A 20,505-nucleotide genomic window follows, 5' to 3' on the forward strand; every position below is an offset into this window, starting at 1 on the left:
TTTAGGGTTTCAACAAAACATATCAAAACCGCTGCCGTGGTAGCGGTTGTCTATGAGCGAACCGGCAAGACTTCGGGAAAGAGTTTCAGATGGCCTCGGCCTGGCTGCCCCGGCAGCGCAGCCGGCGGATCGTGCCGACACCACATCTCACAAAGCCATTGAGCGCCATGAGGTCGACGCCAGGTCGATCGCCCTCCATGTCGCCGTTTCATTGTCGGTGGGTGCGTTCTCTGCGGCCCTGATTGCGCTTGCGGTGCCCTATGCGGTCACTGTCGCGCTGGCATCCTTCTTCGCCGCCGTGCTCGTCGGTCTTCTGTTCTACGCGCTGTTCAGCAAATCTTCACCTTTTTCCGACGAACTGCCAGCCGATTTCTCGGATGTCCGTCTGCGGCAAACGCAGAACCGTTCGCTGATTGCCGGGATGCAGGAAGCCATGGGCGATATAGTCGTGATCCGCAATATGGACCGGCGTATCGTCGAGGCGAACACCGTCTTTCGCGAAATGACGGGGTGTTCTGCTCCCGAAGGGCTGAGCTGCGAGGAAATAGGCATTGCTTTCCGGCCGGGCGGCAAGGCTCACGTTTATGACGTGGAAATCGCGACCCCTTTCGGGCAGCGGATTTTCTCCTGGCATGATGCCGTGACCCGCGATCTCGCAAGCAGCCGTCTTCTCATCAGCAGCATCGCCAGGGACGTGACCGAAGAGCGTCTGGCGCTTGGCGAAAGGGAGGACGCCCGGTTGCGCGCCGAAAAGGCCGATGCCGAAAAAGCGCGGCTGCTGGCCACCGTAAGCCACGAAATCCGCCTGCCGCTGTCAGGCATGCTTGGCATGAACCATCTTCTGTCGCAGACGAAGCTCAATGAAGAGCAGCGGAATTATCTCGATGGCATGAAACAGTCCGGCCAGTCGCTTGTGCAGCTGGTCGAGGACCTGCTGGACTATTCGACCATGGAGGCGGGCCGTTTCAAGCTCAATCCGCGTGCGGAAAACCTGCGGCGGCTGATCGAGAGCATTGTCGAGATGCTGGCGCATCGCGCCCATGAAAAGGGCATCGAAATCACCTCCTTCGTCACGCCCGATGTGCCAGATTATCTGGATTTCGATCCGGCAAGGCTGCGTCAGGTCCTGTTCAACCTGCTTGGAAACGCCGTCAAATTCACCCGGGAAGGCGGAGTCGTCATCCGGGCGCGCATGGTCGAGGGTGAATTGCTGATCACCGTCGAAGATACCGGCCCGGGCATGAGTGCGGCGGAGCAGGCCCGTATTTTCGGTGAGTTCGAGCAGGCTGGCCCCATGTCGCAGAGAAGTGCAGGCACCGGGCTCGGTCTTGCCATTTCCGCCCGCATCGTGCGGGAATTCGGCGGCAGCCTCACCGTGTCGAGCCGCAAGGGCAAGGGCAGCACCTTCTCGCTCGCCTTCCGCCCCGGCAGCGCGCCTGCCGGAATGCCGGACCAGGGCCGGCGTCATTGCCTTCAGCACACAAATGTCCTGCTCATCGCCCCGAAGGGCGTGGCGGCAGCGGTGACGATGGAGGCGATAGAGGCTTTCGGCGGCAAATGTACTCTCATCCATCAGCCGGAGGATCTGCAAAGGCTGAAGGACAAGATGGACGGCGCAACCGCCGGCCTCACCGATATCATCGTCGATCAGCGCATTTCCGCTCTCTTCAGGGACGATTTGAAGGAGTGGCCACAACAGAATGTTCGTCGCACGCTTATGGTCAGTCCCGAAGAGCGGCCTTCGACGATGCATGTGTCCTTTGATGCGTGGCTGATCCGGCCGCTGCGGGAAAAGTCACTGATCGACGTCCTGTGCGGTCGCCTGCGTGGAATAGAGCGGCGCGATGCCATCAACGACAACCACCCCGATGTGGGATTTTCGTCGCGGGTGAGCGAAGGGGCAAGCGGCATTGATATCCTCGTAGCCGAGGACGACGCCGTCAATGCGCGCATCATCCGCGCCGTGCTGGAAAAAAGCGGCTTTATCGTCCGCACCATTGACGATTTTCAGGCGTTGCTTCAGTCGGTGGCACCGGGGGTGCCCCACCTGCCGCACCTCATCATCTCCGATCTCAATATGCCGGGTGGCGAGGGGCTTGAGGTGTTGCCTGACCTTCTCCTGACGCTGAAGGGTGAGGGAAATATTCCCGTTATCGTGCTGAGCGGCGATGCAAGCGCCGCGACCGCCGAAATCCTGCTGAAGGCCGGTGCGGCGAAGGTTTTGACCAAGCCTGCCGACCCAAGGCGGCTGGTCGAGGAAATCCGCCGCCTGCTGGAGGCGAAACGCCTGTTGCCATCATAATTTAACAGACTCGATCTGGCTGCATTTTGTCACTATTCTGTCGTCAATTAGTGATTTATGACAGGAAAATTCTTTGGTGGCGGAGCGATTCCCCATGGTTGCCGAAATACTCAATCACGACATTTGTGAAAACAATGTTGTCATTCACCCCCGTCCTGAGACTGTGCAGGATAATGAGGGTCTTTTCGGTCGTATCGGCACACTTGAAACACGGCTCGCAAGAAATGAGCGTGAGATCGATGCCGCACAATCCGTGCGTTACCGGGTCTTTGTCGAGGAAATGAAGGCGCGCCTTCCGGCAGAAGCGATGCGCCGCAAGCGCGATATCGATGCCTGGGACAGTGTCTGCGACCATCTGCTCGTGCTCGACAAGGCGATTGAAGGCGACAGCGAAGACCAGATCGTCGGCACCTACCGTCTGCTGCGTCAGGAAACGGCACTCGCCAATAACGGTTTTTATTCCGCAAGCGAATTTGATATCGCCGGACTGGTCGCACGCCATCCGGGCAAGCGTTTCATGGAGCTTGGCCGCTCCTGCGTGCTGCCGGAATATCGCACCAAGCGCACGGTCGAGCTTCTGTGGCAGGGCAACTGGGCCTATGCCGTGAAACACCGCATGGACGCCATGATCGGTTGCGCCTCCTTCCCCGGCGTGCAGCCGGAAGCCCACGCGCTTGCGCTGTCCTTCTTGCACCATAATTGCGTCGCGAAGGGCGAGTGGGCGGCGTCTGCGCTTCCCGAGCTTTACCATGAGATGGACCTCGTGCCGGCCGAGGCGCTGAACGCCCGCAAGGCGCTGAATGCCATGCCGCCACTGATCAAGGGCTATATGCGCCTTGGCGCCATGTTCGGCTCCGGCGCGGTCGTCGATCATGCCTTCAACACCACCGACGTCCTCGTGGTCCTGCCGGTATCGTCCATCGCCGGCCGTTACATCAGCTATTATGGCGGCGAGCCCGAGCGCATCAACGGCTGACCGGGTTTTGACGCGGGCGGGGCGGGATGTTCCTGTGGGCAGCGGTCCCGCGCGTGTTGTGTCGGGGCTGACATTACCGCTAGTGTCGGCGCTCCTTTTCCGCAACACGACATGACATCGGCAAGCCATTGACGGACGTTTTGACCACCGCTTCCCTGATTACGGAGGAGAGCCGCGCTTCGGCCACTCCAATGATGGAGCAATATATCGAGATCAAGGCGAACAATCCCGGTTCGCTGCTGTTCTACCGCATGGGCGATTTTTACGAATTGTTCTTTGAAGATGCGGTCGAAGCCTCCCGTTCACTGGGCATTACGCTGACGAAACGCGGCCAGCATATGGGGCACGATATCCCGATGTGCGGTGTTCCGGTTCATGCGGCCGATGATTATTTGCAGAAGCTCATCCTGCGCGGTTATCGCGTCGCTGTCTGCGAGCAGGTGGAAGACCCCGCCGAGGCAAAGAAGCGCGGTTCGAAATCCGTGGTCAGGCGTGATGTGGTGCGGCTTGTCACGCCCGGCACCCTGACCGAAGAAAAACTGCTCTCACCGACGGAATCCAACTATCTGATGGCGCTTGCCCGCATTCGCGGCAGCGCCGAGGCGCAGTTCGCGCTGGCCTGGATCGATATTTCCACCGGCGTCTTCCGTCTGGCGGAGACGACGCTGACACGGCTTCTCGCCGATATCTGGCGTATCGACCCGCGCGAGCTGATCGTTGCCGACAGCCTGTTTCACGACGAAGAGCTGACGCCAGTCTTCGACGTGCTGGGCCGTGTGGCCGTGCCGCAACCGGCCATCCTCTTCGACAGCGCCACGGCGGAAGGGCGCATCGCGCGTTATTTCAACGTCTCGACGCTGGATGGTTTCGGCACGTTTTCACGCGTGGAAATGGCCGCAGCCGCGGCAGCCGTGGCCTATGTCGAAAAGACCCAGATCGCCGAGCGCCCGCCTCTCGGCGCACCGGAGCGTGAAAGTGCGGCTTCGACTCTTTTCATCGATCCCGCTACCCGCGCCAATCTTGAACTGGTGAAGACGCTCTCCGGCGACAGGGACGGATCGCTGCTGCATGCCTTGAACCGCACGGTAACGGGCGGCGGTGCGCGGCTTCTGGCCGAGCGGCTGATGTCGCCCTTGACCGACCCGGAAAAGATAAACGCCCGCCTCGACGCCATCGCCTATCTCATCGATGACGTCTCCCTCTGCGATGGCCTGCGCGACGCCCTGAAACATGTCGCGGACATGCCACGCGCACTTTCACGTCTGGCGCTGGAACGCGGTGGCCCGCGTGATCTCGGCGCTATCAGGCAGGGACTGGTTTCGGCCGAAAAAATTGCAGCCATTCTTGATGATGGGCTGCTGCCGGATGAGCTGGCGATGGCTCTCAAGGATTTGAAAGCCCTGCCGGGCGCTCTTGAGGCGATGCTCGGCTCGATGCTGGCTGACGATCTGCCGCTTCTGAAGCGCGAGGGCGGTTTTCTGCGCGAAGGCGCCAACCCTGAACTCGACGAGGTGCGGGCGCTACGCGACCAGTCGCGTCGTGTGATCGCCGGTCTGCAATTGAAATACGCCGATGAGACCGGCATCAAGTCGCTGAAGATCAAGCACAACAACGTGCTGGGTTATTTCATCGAGGTGACGGCGGGCAACGCCGATGTGATGATGGCGACGGATGAGGCCAAGGCGCGTTTCATCCATCGCCAGACCATGGCGGGCGCCATGCGCTTCACCACCACCGAGCTTGCCGATCTCGAAAGCCGCATCGCCAATGCCGCCGCACAGGCTTTGACGATGGAGCTGGAGGCCTTCGCGCGCATGGTCGAGGCCGTGGTGCAGCAGGCGGAAGCGATCAAGGCCGGCGCGGCGGTACTTGCCACCATCGATGTCGCCTCCAGCCTTGCCTATCTGGCCACGGAGCAGGCCTATTGCCGACCGATCGTCGATGCCTCCGTGACCTTTGCGATCCGCGGCGGGCGTCATCCGGTGGTGGAACAGGCCCTGCGACGCCAGTCGGCGGGACCGTTCATCGCCAATAATTGCGATCTGTCGGCTACCGAGGGCGGCAAGAACGGTGCGATCTGGCTGCTCACCGGCCCGAACATGGGCGGTAAGTCGACCTTCCTGCGCCAGAATGCGCTGATCGCCATCCTTGCGCAGATCGGCTCCTTCGTCCCGGCAGAAGCCGCGCATATCGGCGTCGTCGACCGGCTGTTTTCCCGTGTTGGCGCATCGGACGATCTGGCGCGCGGTCGCTCGACCTTCATGGTGGAAATGGTGGAAACCGCCGCCATTCTCAATCAGGCGACGGATCGCTCGCTGGTCATTCTGGATGAGATCGGCCGTGGCACAGCGACGTTTGACGGTCTTTCCATCGCCTGGGCGGCGGTCGAGCATCTGCACGAGGTCAATCGCTGCCGGGGTCTCTTCGCCACCCATTTCCACGAATTGACGGTGCTGTCGGAAAAACTCGGCCGCCTTTCCAATGCCACGATGCGGGTGAAGGAGTGGGAAGGCGACGTCATCTTCCTGCACGAGGTCGGACCGGGTGCTGCGGACCGCTCTTACGGCATCCAGGTGGCGCGGCTTGCGGGCTTGCCGGCATCGGTGGTCGAGCGCGCCCGCGAAGTGCTGACGAAGCTAGAAGACGCCGATCGCAAGAACCCGGCCAGCCAGCTGATCGACGATCTGCCGCTGTTCCAGATCGCGGTTCGCCGTGAGGAAACCCGCAAGGCTGGACCATCGAAGGTGGAAGAAGCTCTAAAGGGGTTCAACCCGGACGAAATGACGCCGCGTGAGGCATTGGACGCGCTCTATGCGTTAAAGAAAGAACTTGGCAAGGCTTAAGAGGATAGACTGCCTGTCCATCGCCTTTGAAACTCGCTATAGGACACTCCCATCGCAAGCGGTGGGATTTCCCACAGGACATGGATACCGGCATAGATGGCCATCAAGGACCTGGATTTTTCCGCAATTCTCGATGTATCGGCGCTGAAGCGCGAATGCGACATCATCTTCAAGGAAGACGGCAAGCGCATCGCCGATGTCAGATCCGATCTGCTGCCGATCTTTCGCAAGGCCAGCACGGAAGGCCGGGAAAAAGCACGCGAGCTGCTGAAATCCGAGGGTGGCGGCATCGATTGCGCCAGACGCATCTCCTGGCTTCAGGACCGGCTGATCGAGACGCTTTATGATCTGACCTGCCAATATGTCTATCCGAAAGACGCGCCGCAGATCGCCGTCGCGGCGGTCGGCGGTTATGGTCGTGGCACGCTGGCGCCGGGATCGGATATCGACCTCCTGTTCCTGCTGCCGGCCAAGAACACGCCGGATATGCACAAGGCCGTGGAGTTCGTGCTTTATCTCCTCTGGGATCTCGGCTTCAAGGTCGGCCATGCCACCCGCACGGTGGATGAGTCTATCCGCCTGTCCAAATCCGATATGACGATCCGCACCGCCATTCTGGAAGTGAGGGCGATCTGCGGCAAGGAATCTCTGACCGACGATCTCGAGAAGCGTTTCGAGTCGGAAGTCGTCACCGGCACCGGCCCGGAATTCATCGCCGCCAAGCTCGCCGAGCGTGACCAGCGCCACCGCAAGGCGGGCGATACGCGCTATCTGGTGGAGCCGAACGTCAAGGAAGGCAAGGGCGGTCTGCGCGACCTGCACACGCTGTTCTGGATCGCCAAATATTATTACCACGTGCGCGATACCGCCGATCTCGTCAAGCTTGGCGTCCTGTCGCGGCGCGAACTCAGGCTGTTCGAAAAGGCCGATGATTTTCTCTGGGCCGTACGCTGCCAGATGCATTTCATCACCGGCAAGGCGGAGGAACGTCTTTCCTTCGACATCCAGCGTGAGATTGCCGATGCCCTGAATTATCAGCCGCGCCCGGGCCTTTCCGCCGTCGAGCGTTTCATGAAGCACTATTTCCTCGTGGCGAAGGATGTGGGCGACCTGACGCGCATCGTGTGCGCCGCACTGGAAGATCGGCAGGCGAAGGACGTGCCGGGCCTGTCGGGGGTTCTCAGCCGCTTCGCCCATCGCGTCCGCAAGATTCCAGGTTCGGTGGAATTCGTGGAAGATCGGGGGCGCATTGCGCTTGCCAAGCCTGACGTCTTCAAGAACGATCCGGTCAACCTGATCCGACTTTTCCATATCGCGGATATCAACAATCTCGAACTGCATCCCGATGCGTTGCGTGTGGTCACCCGCTCTCTGTCGCTCATCAATGACGAGCTACGCGAAAACGATGAGGCGAACCGGCTTTTCCTGTCGATCCTCACGTCGCGGCGCGATCCGGCCTTGACGCTGAGACGCATGAACGAGGCCGGTGTGCTCGGCAAGTTCATCCCCGAATTCGGCAAGATCGTCGCGATGATGCAGTTCAACATGTATCATCACTATACCGTGGATGAACATCTGATCCGCTCCGTCGGCGTGCTCTCGGAAGTGGACAAGGGCACGGCCGTCGATGCCCATCCGCTCGCCAACCAGCTGATGCCGAGCGTTGAGGAGCGCGAGGCGCTTTATGTCGCCGTCCTGCTGCACGATGTCGCCAAAGGTCGGCAGGAAGACCACTCGATTGCCGGCGCGCGCGTGGCTCGCAAGCTCTGCCAGCGTTTTCGGCTGACCGGCAAGCAGACGGAAACCGTCGTCTGGCTGATCGAGCAGCACCTTCTGATGTCCATGGTCGCTCAGACGCGCGATCTGCATGACCGCAAGACCATCACCGATTTCGCCGACAAGGTGCAGTCCATGGAGCGGCTGAAGATGCTGCTGATCCTCACGGTCTGCGATATCCGCGCGGTCGGTCCGGGCGTCTGGAACGGCTGGAAAGGGCAGCTGCTGCGCTCGCTTTATTACGAGACGGAACTGCTGCTGTCAGGCGGCTTCTCTGAAGTATCCCGCAAGGAACGGGCGCAGATTGCCCGCCAGGCGCTTTACGATGCGCTCGACGACTGGGGCCAGAAGGCGCGGCGCAAATACACAAAGCTGCATTATGAGCCCTATCTGCTGACGGTCGCGCTGGAAGATCAGGTGCGCCACACCCGCTTCATGCGCGAGGCCGACAAGCAGGAAAAGGCGCTGTCGACCATGGTGCGCACGCATTCCTTCCACGCCATCACCGAAATCACCGTGCTGGCGCCCGACCATCCGCGCCTGCTGTCGATCATCACCGGCGCTTGTGCGGCGGCCGGCGCCAACATCGCCGACGCGCAGATCTTCACCACATCCGACGGGCGTGCATTGGATACGATCCTGATCAACCGCGAGTTCCCGATCGACGAGGATGAGACACGACGCGGCAACAATGTCGGCAAACTCATCGAGGAGGTTCTGTCCGGCAAACAGCGCCTGCCGGAAATGATCGCTACCCGCACCAAGAGCCGCAGGAAGAAAAGCGCCTTCACCATTCCGCCCTCCGTCATCATTTCCAACGGGCTTTCGAACAAGTTCACCGTCATCGAGGTCGAGTGCCTCGACCGGCCCGGACTTCTTGCGGATATGACGGCAGTGATCGCCGATCTGTCGCTGGATATTCATTCCGCGCGCATCACCACCTTCGGCGAAAAGGTCATCGACACCTTCTATGTGACGGATCTCTTCGGCCAGAAGGTGACGAACGACAACCGGCAGGCCAGCATTGCCATGCGCCTCAAGGCCGTGATGAGCGAGCAGGAAGACGAATTGCGCGACCGCATGCCGAACGGCATCATCGCCCACCCAGACGTGGCGGCGCTGCCGGCTGCGCGCACGGCAAAGGCTTGAGATCATGAGCCTGATCGGCAAGTTCGCCACCGTCGGCACGGCCACGCTCGGCAGCCGCATCTTCGGTTTTGTCCGCGAGACCCTGATGGCGGCCGCCGTTGGCACGGGCCCGGTGGCCGATGCCTTCAACGCCGCCTTCCGTTTCCCGAACACCTTCCGGCGTCTCTTTGCCGAAGGTGCGTTCAACTCGGCCTTCGTGCCGCTTTTCGCCAAGGAAATCGAGGCGAATGGCATGGAAGGCGCAAGACGCTTTTCCGAAGAGGTTTTCGGCGTTCTCTTTACCGTGCTTCTGGCCCTGACGATCCTGATGGAACTGTCGATGCCGTTCATCGTGCGCACCGTGATTGCGCCGGGCTTTCTGGAAGACCCGGTGAAGTTCGACAACACCGTCCGTCTCGCCACCATCATGTTCCCCTATCTCGCCTGCATGTCGCTGGCGGCGATGATGGGCGGCATGCTGAATTCGCTGCACCGTTATTTCGCAGCGGCTATCGCGCCGGTTTTCCTCAACATCATCCTTATCGGCGTGCTCGCCTTGGCATGGTGGAAGAACTACGACCCTCTGCAGGTGGGCTTTGCCCTGTCCTGGGGGGTGATGGTGGCGGGTCTGGTGCAGCTTGCCATCGTCTGGATCGCGGTGCGCAATGCCGGCATGCGGATCGGTTTGCGCAGGCCCAGGCTGACGAAGAACGTCCAGCGGCTTCTGGTCCTCGCCCTGCCGGCGGCGATAACCGGCGGCATCACCCAGATCAATCTCCTGATCAACACCAATATCGCCTCTGCCGGCGAAGGTGTGATCTCCTCGCTCGCCTATGCGGACCGGATTTACCAGCTACCGCTCGGTGTCGTCGGCATCGCCGTCGCTACCGTGCTTCTGCCGGAACTGGCGCGGGCTTTGCGCGGCGGACATATGGTCGAGGCGGGAAGCCTGCAGAACCGTTCGGTCGAATTCGTGCTGTTCCTGACATTGCCCGCAGCGGCCGCTCTTCTCGTCATGGCCGAGCCCATCGTGCGTTTTCTCTACGAGCGCGGCAATTTCTCGCCTTCGGCCACCATCACCGTTGCGCAGATCCTCGGCATATACGGTCTTGGCTTGCCGGCTTTCGTGTTGATAAAAGCATTTATTCCCGGTTTCTTCGCCCGCGAAGACACCCGCACGCCGATGATCTTTGCGGCAATTTCCGTGGTGGTGAACGTCTCGCTCGCGCTGACGCTTTTCCCGCGCCTTGGCGGTCCGGGCATCGCCATCGCTGAAATAACCGCCGGCTGGGTGAATGCCGCCCTGCTGTTCGGCATGCTCCTGTGGCGCGGGCACTGGCAGGTGGATATTCCGCTGCTGACCCGCATTCCGCGATTGCTTCTGGCCTCTGCACTCATGGCCGGCTTCGTGCACTATGCGCTGACCTATCTGAGCTTCGAGCTGTCTTCCGCCTCGTCGATTTTTGTGCGGGCAGGAACGATCATGGCTCTCGTCTTCGCAGCCATGCTGGTCTATTTCGTGCTCGCCTTCGTGTCCGGCGGTGCTGATATCGGCATGGTGAAGAGAGCCATCCGCAAGCGCGGCAAGAAGAGCGTCGAAACGGAGGCTGGCTGATGTCCTTTGCTGAAAACCGGCGCATCGCTCTCGTCACCCTTGTTGTGGATGATTACGACCGGGCAAAGGCATTTTATTGCGAGGCTCTCGGGTTCGAGTGCCTTTCCGATCAACCGCTTGGCGATGGCAAGCGGTGGGTGGTGGTGAAGCCGCAAGGGACTGAAGGCGGCGCCCTGCTGCTTGCCCAGGCGGATGGTGAACCACAGCGGTTTGCCGTCGGCAACCAGACGGGTGGAAGGGTCGGATTTTTCCTCCACACCGACAATTTCCAAAGCGACTATGAGACCATGCTTGCGCGCGGCGTGCGCTTTCTGGAAGAACCGCGCCATGAGGTTTACGGTTCTGTCGCAGTCTTTTCCGACCCTTATGGAAATCGCTGGGATCTTCTGGAACCGCGCGGCTAAGATGCCCTGAAATCGCTTGATTGCGAGGGGCTGCGGGTGCATAAGCGCGCGTGCAAATCCAACCATGGGGCGGGGCCCTCCACAAGCCTTTTCGAGGACGACAATGAACGCATTCAAGCCGCTGGTTTTCTCGGGCGTCCAGCCGACCGGCAATCTGCATCTCGGCAATTATCTCGGCGCGATCCGCAAGTTCGTGGCGCTGCAGGAAGATAACGACTGCATCTATTGCGTGGTCGATATGCACGCCATCACCGCCCAGCTCGTTCACTCAGACCTGAAGGCGCAGACCCGCTCCATCGCCGCCGCCTTCATCGCGTCGGGCATCGACCCCGTAAAGCATATCGTCTTCAACCAGTCGGCCGTGCCGCAGCATGCGGAACTGGCATGGGTCTTCAACTGCGTGGCGCGCATCGGCTGGATGGAGCGCATGACGCAGTTCAAGGACAAGTCCGGCAAGAATGCCGAGCAGGTCTCGCTCGGTCTGCTGGCCTATCCGAGCCTGATGGCCGCCGACATTCTCGTTTATCGCGCTACCCACGTGCCCGTTGGCGACGACCAGAAACAGCATCTGGAACTCGCCCGCGACATCGCCCAGAAATTCAACATCGATTTCGGCGACCATATCCGCAAGGCGGGTCTCGGGCTCGACATCACGGTGGGTGACGAGCCGGTGCATGCCTATTTCCCAATGGTGGAGCCGCTGATCGGCGGTCCGGCTCCGCGCGTGATGTCGTTGAAGGACGGCACCAAGAAGATGTCGAAGTCCGATCCATCCGACCTGTCGCGCATCAACCTGATGGACGATGTCGATGCCATCTCCAGAAAGATCAAGAAGGCAAAGACGGATCCGGATGCGTTGCCGAGCGAAGTCGAAGGCCTGAAGGGACGGCCCGAGGCTGAAAACCTCGTTGGCATCTATGCCGCGCTCTCCGACAAGACGAAGGCGGATGTTCTTTCCGAATTCGGCGGGCAGCAGTTCTCGGCCTTCAAGCCGGCTCTCGTTGAGCTTGCCGTCAATGTGCTGGCGCCTGTGAACAATGAGATGCGTCGCCTTCTCGACGACCCGACCCATATCGATGCCATCCTCAGCCAGGGTGGCGAACGGGCTCGCGCGATCGCTGAGAAGACGATGAACGAGGTGCGCGACATCATCGGCTTCCTGCGCTGACCACGCACCGCCTGCGAACAACGGCAGGCGGTTTGCGCCTGCCGTGATTTGATATAATCTCCGCCCGAACCGTCGGGCGGTTTCTCGGATCACGGCGGATTGAGGGAGTGCGGAATGGTTTCAACACGGCTGTCGCGTCTGGAAGGGCATCGTCGCAAGTTTCTCGCTGTTATCGATGACACACCGGAATGCGAAAGGGCCGTGCACTACGCCGGTCGTCGCGCCAAGAACTCCAATGGCGGGCTGGTTCTGCTCTATGTGATACCGGAAGGCGATTTCCAGCAATGGCTGGGTGTCGAGCAGATCATGCGGGCAGAAGCGCGCGAGGAAGCAGAAGCCACGCTCGCCAAGATCGCCCAGAAGGTGCGTGAAACAATCGGCATCGAGCCGGAAGCCGTGATCCGCGAAGGTAGCGCCACCGAGCAGATCCATGGGCTGATCGAGGAAGACCGCGATATCGCGATTCTGGTGCTGGCGGCGGGTTCGACGAAGGAAGGGCCGGGACCGCTCGTTTCCTCCATCGCCGGGCGCGGTGCAGCCTTCCCGATCCCCGTCACCGTGTTGCCGGATACGCTGACGGATGAGGAAATCGACGCACTCTGCTGATCTGATCTTGGGGCAAGATCTAGGGGCTGACGATTTCTTGAATGTAATTATCATGTCAGGGCTTGAAGTGAAGCTTCGCCGGGCGTATTTTTTGGAAGAATTCTAAATTACGGGGCGTGAACGGCGACCTCGAAGGAGAAGACGATGTTCATTCAGACGGAAGCCACGCCGAACCCCACGACGCTGAAGTTCCTGCCCGGAAAGGTGGTGCTGGAAAGCGGCACGGCGGAGTTCCTCAACCCCGCACAGGCGCAGGCCTCGCCGCTGGCAGAGCGCCTTTTCACCATTCCAGGTGTCACCGGCGTTTATTTCGGCTTCGATTTCATCACCGTCACCAAGGATGGCGCTGAATGGCAGCACCTGAAGCCCGCCATTCTGGGCTCGATCATGGAACATTTCATGTCCGGCCGCCCGATCATGGGCACCGCGATTGCCGCCGAAGTGTCGGATGAAGAAGGTGAGTTCTTCGAAGAGGGTGACGAAACCATCGTCGCCACCATCAAGGAACTGCTGGATACCCGCGTTCGCCCCGCTGTGGCGCAGGATGGCGGCGACATCACCTTCCGCGGCTTCCGCGACGGCACGGTGTTCCTGAACATGAAGGGTGCCTGCTCGGGTTGCCCGTCCTCCACGGCCACGCTGAAGCATGGCGTTCAGAACCTGCTTCGCCATTTCGTGCCGGAAGTGCGCGAAGTCGAAGCGGTATGACATTTCTAAGCCAGGCCACGCCATGATTGTTCTTTCACTCGACACATCAGGCGTGGACTGTTCTGCCTGCGTTTATGACAGTGCCTCCGACACGGTGCTTGGAGAAATATGCGAAACGATCGGCAAGGGACATGCCGAGCGGCTGATGGCCGTGATCGACGGTGCCTTGCAGCAGGCGCATCTGCCGCTGCAAAAGGTGGAGCGCATAGCGGTGACGATCGGTCCAGGCTCCTTCACCGGTATCCGCGTCGGCGTCGCCGCCGCGCGTGGTTTTGCATTGTCGCTCGGCATTGAGGCCGTGGGCGTGACCACGCTTGAGACACTCGCCTTGCACCATCTGTTGGAGAATCCCGGTCGGCCTGTCGCTGTCGGGCTGGATGCCAAACGCGGCGAAACCTATCTCCAGATATTTGCAGTGGATGAATCGCCGCTTGGCGAGGCGGTACTCCTGTCGCTGGACGATGCCAAATCGGTTCTCTCGGGTTTCGGCGGCGTCATTATCGGTTCCGCCGCCCCTCTTTTTGCAGGATCGGAGGCGGGCTCCGGGCCGGATCACTTCCCGATCGCCACCGTTGCGCGCGTCGGCGCACGCAAGCCGGCGGGCCAGAAGAAACCCGCCCCGCTTTATCTGCGGGGGCCGGATGCCCGCCCGCAAACCGGTTTTGCGCTGGCACGCCAGGACGTTGCCTGATAGGGCATTCGTCAATACGTGCCAATGATTCCTGTGATGCCCGATTGCTGTTATGTTTGACGAATACCTGAGCTGGAAGCCCTATTTCGAGATCGTGCCGATGCAGCATGAGGATTGCGCCGGCGTGGCGGAACTGCATGCGCTGCGCTTTCCGCGTCCCTGGAATGATGGGGAGTTTTCCGGGCTTTTGACGCAAGGGTCGGTTTTCGGTGCGGTCGCCCGTCAAACGAACGCGTTTTTCAGCAGGCCGCTCGGCGGTTTCGTGCTGGCGCGGGAAGTGGCGGGCGAGGCGGAAATCCTGACAGTTGCCGTGGCCGACAAGTTTGCGCGCTCCGGTCTCGGCTGGCGTCTGATGCAATCGGCCGTCCGTGAGGCGATGATGCGCGGCGCCGAAACCATGTTCCTCGAGGTGGACAACAGCAACGCCTCCGCGCTCGGGCTCTACAAAAAGCTCGGCTTTAAAACGGTTGCGGAGCGCAAGGCCTATTACACGGCCAAGGATGGAACGAAGTCGACGGCGCTTGTCATGCGCCGCGATCTTCGCTAGTTCCCGTGCAACAGGCATTTTTCGGCGAAAGCCGCAGAAACCAACCGGAAGACTCAAAAGGCCAGAAGACGTGATAGACCTTTCGAAAACGCTGGAGGAGCTTTGTGCCGAGCGCGGCATGCGGATGACGGATCAACGCCGCGTCATCGCCCGTGTCCTGCAGGAATCCGCCGACCATCCCGATGTCGAGGAGCTTTACCGCCGCTCCTCCGCCGTGGATCCGCGCATATCAATTTCCACCGTCTACAGAACGGTGAAGCTGTTCGAGGATGCCGGCATCATCGAGCGTCATGATTTTCGCGATGGCCGCTCGCGTTACGAGACAGTGCCCGAGGAGCATCACGATCATCTGATCGACCTGAAAAACGGCGTCGTCATCGAGTTTCATTCGCCTGAGATCGAAGCCCTTCAGGAAAAGATCGCCCGGGAACACGGCTTCAAGCTCGTCGATCATCGGCTGGAACTTTACGGCGTGCCGTTGAAGCCCGGCGAGCGCTGAGACGCCGGTGAACAGACGGGCGTTTCAATCATGATGTGGCTCCGGACAGCCTATATTGCGGTCGTTCTCCTGATCGTCACGCTCATATTGCTGCCGCTGCAACTCCTGGGCCTCGCCTTCGACTGGCGGCTTCGCCGCCGCATTCCGCGCATCTGGCACCGCATCGCCTGCCATGTTCTCGGTATCCGCGTCCATGTCCACGGACAGGTGGAACGGGCAAAACCGCTGATGCTGGCGGTCAATCATGCGTCTTGGAAAGACATTCTCGTTCTTGGCAGCATCGCCGACGTGGTGTTTATCGCCAAGACAGAAGTGCGCGACTGGCCCGTCTTCGGCTGGCTTGCCCGGCTGCAGAAAAGCATCTTCGTCCAGCGTGAACAGAAGCGCAGCACGGGCGAGCAGGTGGGCGAGATTGCCGCCCGCATGGCCGACGGCGAGATCGTCGTCCTGTTTCCCGAAGGCACCACCTCGGATGGCAACCGCATGCTTGCCGTCAAATCCTCGCTGTTCGGCGCCGCCTCCACCGCGGCCGAGCAGGTTCCGGGCAAGCTCGTTTATGTGCAGCCGGTCGCGATCGCCTATACGCGGGTGCACGGCATGGCCATGGGACGTTATCACCGGGTCATTGCGGCCTGGCCGGGCAGCATAACCCTGGTGCCGCATCTGCTCGGCATCATCAAAGCGGGCGCCATCGACGTCGACGTGACATTCGGTGACAGCGTTCCGTTCCACAACACGGATAACCGCAAGCGCCTTGCGACCGATATCGCCGCTTCAATCCGTTCCATGCTGGCCTTCAGCCTGCGCGGTGGCTGGCGGAAATAGCGGGATCATAGCTTTTCCGGCATTTTTCTGTTTAATCTGGCCGGGAAAAACACTAGATAGCCGCCATGACCCAGGAAACCATCAGCCTCGACGCTCCCGAAATGATCACCCGCGAGGGTTCGAACAGCCGCAAGGTTTTTATCAAGACCTATGGCTGTCAGATGAACGTTTACGATTCCGTCCGCATGAGCGATGCGCTGGCGAAGGATGGTTACGTTCAGACCGAGGATATGGGCGAGGCGGATCTGGTTCTGCTGAATACCTGTCACATCCGTGAAAAGGCGGCTGAAAAGGTCTATTCGGCGCTTGGACGCCTGCGCGACATGAAAAAATCGCGCGAAGAGCAGGGCCGCGAATTCATGATCGGCGTTGCCGGCTGTGTGGCGCAGGCGGAAGGCGAGGAAATCCTTCGCCGTGCGCCCGCTGTCGATGTCGTCATCGGCCCCCAGACCTATCACCGCTTGCCGGACGCCTTGAAGCGGGTGCGCGGTGGTGAACGTGTCATCGAGACCGAATATGCCGTCGAGGACAAGTTCGAGCATCTGCCGGTCGCCGAGAAGGCGACGCTGCGCACGCGCGGCGTGACGGCGTTTCTGACGGTGCAGGAAGGCTGCGACAAGTTCTGTACCTTCTGCGTCGTGCCCTATACGCGTGGTTCGGAAGTGTCGCGCCCCGTTCGCCAGATCGTCGATGAGGCGATGAAGCTGGTGGATGCCGGCGTGCGTGAGATCACGCTGCTTGGCCAGAACGTCAACGCCTGGCAGGGCGAAGGCCCGAAAGGCGAAAAATGGGGCCTTGCCGAGCTGCTTTACCGGCTGGCGGAAATCCCCGGCCTCGCGCGGCTGCGTTATACCACCAGCCACCCGCGAGACATGGATGATCGCCTGATTGGCGCCCATCGCGATCTGCGGATCCTGATGCCCTATCTGCATCTGCCAGTGCAATCAGGCTCGGACCGCATCCTGAAGGCGATGAACCGCCGCCATACGGGCGAGGAATATATCCAGCTTATCGAAAAAATCCGCGCCGCCCGCCCTGATATCGCCATGTCGGGGGATTTTATTGTCGGCTTTCCCGGCGAGACGGATCGTGATTTCGAAGATACGATGGCGATTGTCGAGCAGGTGAAATACGCACAGGCCTTCTCTTTCAAATATTCCACCCGTCCCGGCACGCCGGGCGCCGATCTCACGGATCAGGTTGCGGAAGAGGTGAAGGCCGAGCGGCTGGAAAGATTGCAGGCCCTGCTGCTGCGGCAGCAGAAGGAATTTGCGGAATCGCTGGTCGGAAAAACCATGGATGTGTTGCTGGAAAAGCCCGGCCGCATGCCTGAACAGTTGATAGGTCGCTCTCCCTGGCTGCAATCCGTGAATCTTGATGCAAAGACTTTGAAAATCGGTGACATTGTTAATGTACGAATCACCGCAACGGGTCCAAACAGCTTGTTTGCCGAGGTGGCAGAGAGTTAGAGTGAGGAGCCGACACTGATTGGGACAGGAGCCTGACCGCTTGAACGCACATGAATTGGTATCACCTTCATCGCGCCAGCCACGCCAAGCCGCGACCGACGCCAATCACTTTGTCCTCACGTTCGAGAATAACAGGATAGCGGGAGAGCTATTCGGTCAGTTCGATCAGAACCTGAAGCTCTTGGAACAGCGCCTCAACATCGATGCACGTCCGCGCGGCAATTCCGTAGCCATCACCGGCGATGTCGTTGCCACCAATCAGGCCCGCCGCGCACTGGATTTCCTTTATGAGCGCCTGCTCAAGGGCGGAACCGCCGAGGTTTCCGACGTGGAAGGCGCGATCCGCATGGCCATGGCCGCAGACGACCAGCTGACCTTGCCGACGATGGAGCGCAAGGCGAAGATTTCCATGGCGCAGATTTCCACCCGCAAGAAGACCATCGCTGCCCGCACGCCGACGCAGGATGTCTATATGCGGGCGCTGGAACAGTCCGAGCTTGTTTTCGGCGTCGGCCCTGCCGGCACCGGCAAGACCTATCTGGCTGTGGCGCATGCGGCGCAGCTGCTGGAGCGCGGCGCGGTCGACCGTATCATCCTGTCGCGTCCGGCGGTGGAAGCGGGCGAACGCCTGGGCTTCCTGCCGGGCGACATGAAGGAAAAGGTCGATCCCTATCTGCGCCCGCTTTACGACGCGCTTTATGACATGATGCCGGGTGACAAGGTGGAGCGCGCCATTCAGGCGGGCGTCATCGAAATTGCCCCGCTCGCCTTCATGCGCGGCCGCACACTTGCCAACGCCGCCGTCATTCTGGACGAAGCCCAGAATACGACGACGATGCAGATGAAAATGTTCCTGACCCGTCTCGGCGAGAACGGCCGCATGATCGTGACCGGTGACCCAAGCCAGGTGGACCTTCCGCGCGGCGTGAAGTCCGGCCTTGTCGAAGCCCTGCAAATCCTCACCGACGTGGAAGGCGTGTCCGTCGTCCGCTTCAAGGATGTCGACGTCGTGCGTCATCCGATGGTGGCGCGGATCGTCAGGGCTTACGAATCCCACACGGCGGTGCCGGATGAAAGCCTCGTGAAGGGCAGCTGACGCAAAACAATGACAGTTCTAGATATTCAAATCAGCGTCGAGACCGAAGGTTGGTCCTCGGAAGAGGACCTTCATGCCTTCGCCACCAAGGCGCTGGATGCGGCGGTTGATGTTCTGAAGCGGGAAGAGGAGCAACCCTTCCCGAAAATACCGGTGGAACTGTCGCTGGTGTTTACCGACGACGAAAATATTCGGGAAATCAACGCCGAGTGGCGCGACAAGGACAAGGCAACCAACGTCTTGTCTTTCCCCGCTTTTCCGCTGGAACCGGGTGGAATGCCCGGCCCGATGCTGGGTGATATCGTCATTGCCCGTGAGACGGTTGAACGTGAGGCTCTTGAACTTGAGAAGAGTTTCGGGGATCATCTGACCCATCTTCTCGTTCATGGGTTCCTGCATTTGTTCGGTTATGACCACATGGACGAGGAGGAAGCGGAAGAAATGGAGTCGCTTGAGACTCGCATTTTGGCGGTGCTTGGCCTATCTGATCCTTACGCGGGACAGGAACCGCTTTAAATATTGTCTGGAGCCATGAACGAACATTCTGCACGACCTGCCAATGAGGGCAGAGAAAACGGCGAGCAGTCCTCCTCGGAAGAGGGCAGTAGTCACTTACGTCAAGACCTCACTGCAAAGCCGAGATCGACGATCTGGTCGCGCATCGGACGGTTGCTGAAACCGTCACAGGGCGAGCGCCTGCGCGAAGATTTGACCGACGCGCTGATGGCCGACACCGAAATCGGTGCCGCCTTTTCGCCCGAAGAGCGGGCGATGCTGAACAATATCCTGCGTTTCCGGGAGGTTCGGGTCGAAGATATCATGATCCCGCGGGTCGATATTGACGGTCTCGATCAGAATATGACGATCGGCGATGCGCTGATCCTCTTTGAAGAAACCGGGCGTTCCCGCATGCCGGTCTATGAAGAGACGCTGGATGACCCCAAGGGCATGATCCATATCCGCGATCTCCTGGCCTATGTGGCCAAGCAGGCCCGCAACAAACGCCGCGCCGGATCGCGAAGCGTTGCTTATGGCGAGACGAAGGCACCGCGTTCGCCGCGACCGAATTTCGACCTTGCGCGGGTCGATCTGGAACAGACGGTTGCCGATGCCGGGCTGGTGCGTAAAATTCTTTTTGCGCCACCCTCGATGCTGGCCTCCGATCTTTTGAAGACCATGCAGGCGCAGCGGACGCAGCTCGCCCTCGTGATCGACGAATATGGCGGCACGGACGGCCTCGTCAGCCATGAGGACATCGTCGAGATGGTCGTGGGCGATATCGATGACGAGCATGACAAGGACGAAGCGATGTTTTCGCGTGTCTCTGCCGATGTGCTCGTGGCCGATGCCCGCGCCGAACTCACGGAACTTGCCGAGGCAATTGGCCCCGAATTCGACGTGCGTGAGCATCTGGAAGAAATCGATACACTCGGCGGTCTTATCTTCTTCGCGCTCGGCCGCATTCCGGCCAAGGGCGAGGTTGTCAGGGCCGTGCCGGGTTTCGAGTTCCAGATCCTCGATGCGGATACAAGGCGTATCAAGGGTGTCAGGATTGTCCGTGATCACGGTTCGGAAGGTCAGGATGACCGTGCGCCTGGCGAAGCCAATGAGGTGATTGCGCTGCCGGCGCCGGATGTCCGCCTCATCACGCACCAGCAGAACGCCGACTGAGGAAGGCCGACGGGGAGGGTCCCCGTCGCCGCCACCTTTGAAAGCCTCAATCAAACAGGTTTGAAAGCCCTTGATGACTGGCGAAAACGCCACGAGATGCTTTGGCCGCCATCCCCCTGTGGACTGCGAATCTTTTTTCCTTTACGTCGAATTTGAGGGAAAATTCCTTTGTGCGGCCTTG

General features: G+C 60.3%; 17 protein-coding genes. All 17 read left to right on the top strand.

What is annotated here, in order from left to right; translation table 11 throughout:
* Positions 1-52: 52 nt before the first annotated feature.
* Positions 53-2,302 carry a hybrid sensor histidine kinase/response regulator gene (locus tag OK142_RS18940; protein WP_498684570.1) on the top strand — a complete coding sequence of 750 codons (2,250 nt, stop codon included), beginning with the start codon at positions 53-55 and terminating at the stop codon, positions 2,300-2,302.
* A gap of 94 nt (positions 2,303-2,396) precedes the next feature.
* On the top strand, positions 2,397-3,278 hold the full coding sequence (gene olsB, locus OK142_RS18945; RefSeq protein WP_003493518.1) for a l-ornithine N(alpha)-acyltransferase: 882 nt from the start codon (positions 2,397-2,399) through the stop codon (positions 3,276-3,278).
* Positions 3,279-3,469: 191 nt separating this feature from the next.
* Positions 3,470-6,121 carry a DNA mismatch repair protein MutS gene (mutS, locus tag OK142_RS18950; protein ID WP_498684632.1) on the top strand — a complete coding sequence of 884 codons (2,652 nt, stop codon included), beginning with the start codon at positions 3,470-3,472 and terminating at the stop codon, positions 6,119-6,121.
* Between the two features lie 96 nt (positions 6,122-6,217).
* Positions 6,218-9,046: a [protein-PII] uridylyltransferase gene (locus tag OK142_RS18955; protein ID WP_498684572.1), complete on the top strand. Its 2,829-nt coding sequence runs from the start codon at positions 6,218-6,220 to the stop codon at positions 9,044-9,046.
* Positions 9,047-9,050: 4 nt separating this feature from the next.
* Positions 9,051-10,640, top strand: a complete 1,590-nt coding sequence (gene murJ, locus OK142_RS18960; RefSeq protein ID WP_498684573.1) for a murein biosynthesis integral membrane protein MurJ — start codon at positions 9,051-9,053, stop codon at positions 10,638-10,640.
* Entirely contained in the window at positions 10,640-11,044 is a 405-nt protein-coding gene (locus OK142_RS18965) for a VOC family protein (protein WP_444759783.1), read from the top strand. The genes murJ and OK142_RS18965 overlap by 1 nt, the downstream gene beginning before the upstream one ends.
* A gap of 103 nt (positions 11,045-11,147) precedes the next feature.
* Positions 11,148-12,212, top strand: coding sequence for a tryptophan--tRNA ligase (gene trpS, locus OK142_RS18970; RefSeq protein ID WP_082183600.1), 1,065 nt, complete (start codon positions 11,148-11,150; stop codon positions 12,210-12,212).
* 114 nt (positions 12,213-12,326) lie between these two features.
* Positions 12,327-12,818, top strand: a complete 492-nt coding sequence (locus tag OK142_RS18975) for a universal stress protein (RefSeq protein ID WP_003493529.1) — start codon at positions 12,327-12,329, stop codon at positions 12,816-12,818.
* 144 nt (positions 12,819-12,962) lie between these two features.
* Positions 12,963-13,526 carry a NifU family protein gene (locus OK142_RS18980; RefSeq protein WP_003493531.1) on the top strand — a complete coding sequence of 188 codons (564 nt, stop codon included), beginning with the start codon at positions 12,963-12,965 and terminating at the stop codon, positions 13,524-13,526.
* Between the two features lie 22 nt (positions 13,527-13,548).
* A complete protein-coding gene (gene tsaB, locus OK142_RS18985) occupies positions 13,549-14,217 on the top strand; it encodes a tRNA (adenosine(37)-N6)-threonylcarbamoyltransferase complex dimerization subunit type 1 TsaB (protein ID WP_498684574.1) in 669 nt (222 codons plus the stop codon).
* Between the two features lie 52 nt (positions 14,218-14,269).
* Entirely contained in the window at positions 14,270-14,764 is a 495-nt protein-coding gene (locus tag OK142_RS18990; protein WP_003493536.1) for a GNAT family N-acetyltransferase, read from the top strand.
* Positions 14,765-14,834: 70 nt separating this feature from the next.
* Positions 14,835-15,263, top strand: a complete 429-nt coding sequence (locus OK142_RS18995; protein ID WP_003493538.1) for a Fur family transcriptional regulator — start codon at positions 14,835-14,837, stop codon at positions 15,261-15,263.
* 30 nt (positions 15,264-15,293) lie between these two features.
* Positions 15,294-16,088 carry a lyso-ornithine lipid O-acyltransferase gene (gene olsA / locus OK142_RS19000; RefSeq protein WP_498684577.1) on the top strand — a complete coding sequence of 265 codons (795 nt, stop codon included), beginning with the start codon at positions 15,294-15,296 and terminating at the stop codon, positions 16,086-16,088.
* A 65-nt stretch (positions 16,089-16,153) separates the two neighbouring features.
* Positions 16,154-17,557, top strand: a complete 1,404-nt coding sequence (miaB, locus tag OK142_RS19005) for a tRNA (N6-isopentenyl adenosine(37)-C2)-methylthiotransferase MiaB (protein ID WP_167373888.1) — start codon at positions 16,154-16,156, stop codon at positions 17,555-17,557.
* Between the two features lie 40 nt (positions 17,558-17,597).
* On the top strand, positions 17,598-18,653 hold the full coding sequence (locus OK142_RS19010) for a PhoH family protein (RefSeq protein ID WP_035241524.1): 1,056 nt from the start codon (positions 17,598-17,600) through the stop codon (positions 18,651-18,653).
* Positions 18,654-18,662: 9 nt separating this feature from the next.
* Entirely contained in the window at positions 18,663-19,169 is a 507-nt protein-coding gene (gene ybeY / locus OK142_RS19015) for an rRNA maturation RNase YbeY (RefSeq protein ID WP_082183604.1), read from the top strand.
* A gap of 15 nt (positions 19,170-19,184) precedes the next feature.
* Entirely contained in the window at positions 19,185-20,324 is a 1,140-nt protein-coding gene (locus OK142_RS19020; RefSeq protein WP_082183606.1) for a hemolysin family protein, read from the top strand.
* Positions 20,325-20,505: the final 181 nt, after the last annotated feature.

The organism is Agrobacterium sp. BT-220-3 (genome assembly GCF_025910175.1).
Lineage (GTDB): Bacteria > Pseudomonadota > Alphaproteobacteria > Rhizobiales > Rhizobiaceae > Agrobacterium > Agrobacterium oryzihabitans.